Annotated in this window: 4 protein-coding genes; all 4 read left to right on the top strand. The window is 70.9% G+C overall.

From position 1 onward, the window contains the following. The coding region (locus LQV45_RS20865; protein WP_308288907.1) for a dihydrodipicolinate synthase family protein at window positions 1-925 on the top strand (925 nt) is incomplete at its 5' end. Then, complete coding sequence (locus LQV45_RS20870; protein WP_223915886.1) at window positions 925-1,713, top strand: SDR family oxidoreductase; 789 nt, start codon at window positions 925-927, stop codon at window positions 1,711-1,713. The genes LQV45_RS20865 and LQV45_RS20870, both read left to right, overlap by 1 nt. Window positions 1,714-1,769: 56 nt before the next feature. Then, window positions 1,770-3,245: an aldehyde dehydrogenase family protein gene (locus tag LQV45_RS20875; RefSeq protein ID WP_230008654.1), complete on the top strand. Its 1,476-nt coding sequence runs from the start codon at window positions 1,770-1,772 to the stop codon at window positions 3,243-3,245. A gap of 6 nt (window positions 3,246-3,251) precedes the next feature. Then, window positions 3,252-3,569, top strand: a 318-nt coding sequence (fdxA, locus tag LQV45_RS20880) for a ferredoxin (protein WP_230008655.1), incomplete at its 3' end; no start/stop codon positions are given.

The raw sequence follows: 3,569 nt of genomic DNA on the forward strand, positions 1-3,569 counted from the left end.
GACACTGCAACCCGGGCTGTGGGGCGTCGTCGCCACACCGTTCCAGGGCAGCACCCTGGATGTCGACACGGACAGCCTGGCCGGGCTCGTGAGCTACTACGAGTCGATCGGCGCCACGGGACTCACGGTCCTGGGCGTGTTCGGCGAGGCCGCGGCCCTGACGGCGGCCGAGCGCAGCCTGGTCCTGGAAGTGGTCATGGAGGAAACGCGCCTGCCCCTCGTGGTGGGAGTGACTTCCCTCTTCACCGGCACGGCCGTCGATGAAATCCGTTCCATCCAGGCCGCCACCGGGGACCGGCTGTCGGCCGTCATGGTCCAGGCCAACTCCGCCACCCCCGGTGTGGTCATCGCGCACCTGAACGCCATCCACCACTCCACCGGCGCCAACGTGGTGCTGCAGGACTACCCGCTGGCCAGCGGCGTCCACATCAGCACCGAGGCGCTCATTTCCGTGGTGCAGGCCTGCGGCTTCGTCACCGCGGTCAAGGCCGAGGCCCCGCCCACGTCCGTGGCGATCGGGCACCTCACCGCAGCCCTCGACGTCTCTGTCTTCGGCGGCCTCGGCGGCCAGGGGCTGCTGGACGAGCTCATGGCCGGCGCCGCGGGGGCGATGACCGGTTTCTCCTACCCGGAAGCGCTCATCGCCTGCGTGCAGGCCTGGCAGAAAGACGGCTACGAGGCCGCCCGCGATGCCCTGCTGCCCTACCTGCCGCTGATCAACTTCGAGCAGCAGGCGAAAATCGCGCTGGCGATCCGCAAGGAATGCCTGCACCAGCGCGGACTCATTGCCGACGCCGGCGTCCGGGCACCGGCCGCGGCGTTCCCAGAGGTTCTCCGGACCGGGCTGCGCACGCACCTGGCCGAGGCCGCCGAGGCCCTCGGCCAGAACCCGGCCGCCGTGCTGACCACGGCGGGGAGGAACTGATGGATTTCGGAATCAGCGGAAAGACCGCCTTTGTGGCCGCCTCGACCGGCGGCCTGGGCCTCGCCATCGCCCGGGCCCTCGCCGCCGAAGGCGTCCGGGTGGCCATCACCGGCCGGCGCGAAGTCCGCGCCAAGGAGATCGTGGCCGAACTGACGGACGCCTACGGACCGGGCGCCGTCGCCATCGAAGCGGACCTCAGCACCGCCGAAGGCGTGGCCGCAGCCGTCGAACAGACAGTCGCGGAACTCGGGCCCATCGACATCCTGGTCCTCAACGGTCCCGGGCCGAAGCCCGGCGCGGCCGCCACACTCGGCGCGGACGACATCGCCGCGGCGTTCGAACAACTCGTCAAACCGCACCACGCCCTGGTCTCGCACATCCTGCCGGGCATGCGGGAACGGCGCTGGGGCCGGATCCTGGCCGTCGGGTCGAGCGGCGTCGTGGCACCACTGCCGAACCTGGCCGTGTCCAACACCGGCCGCGCGGCACTGGCCGGCTACCTCAAGACCCTCGCCGCCGAGGTCGCGCTGGACGCCGTCACGGTCAACATGCTCCTTCCCGGACGCATCGCCACGGACCGGGTCGCGGAACTGGACCAGGCCGCCGCCAAACGGCGCGGCACCACGCCCGAGGAAATCCAGCTCGAATCCCGCAAGACCATTCCCGCCCGCCGCTACGGCGAACCCGAGGAATTCGGCGCCGCCGCGGCGTTCCTCTGCAGCGCCCCGGCCTCCTACATCACCGGCGTGGCACTGCGCTGCGACGGCGGCCTGATCCGCGGGCTCTAGCCACAGGCGCTGAACACTCAGCACACACCCTGCTCCGACTCTCACGAAGGAACACCATGACTTCCACCGACACAGACACCTCAACCGCAACAGCCCGGGACCTCCTCACCGCCCGGCACCTGATCAACGGCGAATGGCTCGGCGGGGCGGACACCGAGCGGATGAACCCGGCCCGCCCGGGCGAACTCGCCGCCCTCTCCCCCAGCGGCACCGCAGCCGACGTCGACGCCGCCATCACCGCCGCCGCCGCCGCGCAGCCGGCCTGGGCAGCACTGCCCGGCCCGTCCCGCGGCGCCATCCTGATGGCCGCCGGCAACCTGCTCCTGGAGCGCCAGACCGCCATCGCCGAGGACCTCGTCCGTGAAGAGGGCAAGACCCTCGCCGAGGCCAAGGGCGAGGTCAAGCGCGCCTCCGACGTGCTGCGTTTCTTCGGTTTCCTCGGCTGGGCCGCCACCGGCGAGGTGCTGCCCAGCGGCCTGCCGGACACCACCATCACCACCCGCCGCGAGGCTCTCGGCGTCGTCGGGCTCATCACGCCGTGGAACTTCCCCATCGCCATCCCTGCCTGGAAGTCCGCGCCGGCATTGATCAGCGGCAACGCCGTGGTCATCAAGCCGGCCGAGCTCACCCCGCTCTCCGCCACCCACCTGGCCCGCGCCCTGCAGGACGCCGGGCTGCCCGCCGGCGTGTTCAACGTGGTCCACGGCAAGGGCCGCGTGGTGGGCGACGCCCTGGCCCGCGATCCCCGCATCGCCGGGTTGTCCTTCACCGGCTCCACCAACGTCGGGCTGGGGCTGCAGGAGATCCTCAACGCCCGCCGCGCCCGGGTCCAGCTGGAAATGGGCGGCAAGAACGGCGTGCTGGTCCTGGACGACGCCGATCCCCGCAAGGCCGCCCAGGTGGTGGCGGCCGGCGCGTTCGGCCTCACCGGCCAGGCCTGCACCGCCACGTCCCGCGTCTACGTCACGCCCGGCATCCGCGAGGAATTCCTGGCGGCCCTCACCGAGGAAGCCGCGCAGTACACGGCCGGCGACGGCCTCGAGGCCGCAAGGATGGGCGCCGTGGTGAGCAGCCAGCAGTTCGAACAGAACCAGTCCGCGGTGCGCACCGCCGTCGAACGCGGCGCCACGCTGCTGCACGGCGAGTACGACGGCGGCACGGACGCCGGCTTCCTCTTCCCGGCCGCCATCCTCACGGACCTGCCCTTCGACGACGCCGCCGTGACCGAAGAGATCTTCGGACCCGTCGTGGCCGTCCTCGAGGTCCCGGACTACGAGGCCGGGCTCGCCGCGATCAACGACTCCCGCTACGGCCTGACCGCCGGGATCTGCACCGACTCCCTGGCGTTCTCCACGGACTTCGCCGCCCGCGCCCAGGCCGGCGTCATCAAGGTCAACCGTCCGACGGCGGGCCTGGACCTGAACGTGCCGTTCGGCGGCGTCAAGGACTCCTCCACCAACACGTTCCGCGAGCAGGGGAAGTCCGCACTGGACTTCTTCACGTGGGGCAAGACCGTCTACACGGGTGTGTAGCCAGCCATGACGTACGTGATCGCCCAGCCCTGTGTGGATGTCAAGGACAAGGCCTGCATCGACGAATGCCCGGTGGACTGCATCTATGAGGGTGAACGCTCGCTCTATATCCACCCGTCCGAATGCGTGGACTGCGGCGCCTGCGATCCCGTCTGCCCGGTCGAGGCGATCTACTACTCGGACGATGTCCCGGACGAGTGGGCCGACTACGTGCGCGCCAACGTGGAGTTCTTCGAGGAACTGGGGTCGCCGCAGGGCGCCTCAGCCCTCGGAAACCTGCACCGCGACCACCCGGTGGTGGCGCGTGCGCCTCTAGGCGCACGC

It is taken from the genome of Microbacterium sp. Bi128 (assembly GCF_918698205.1).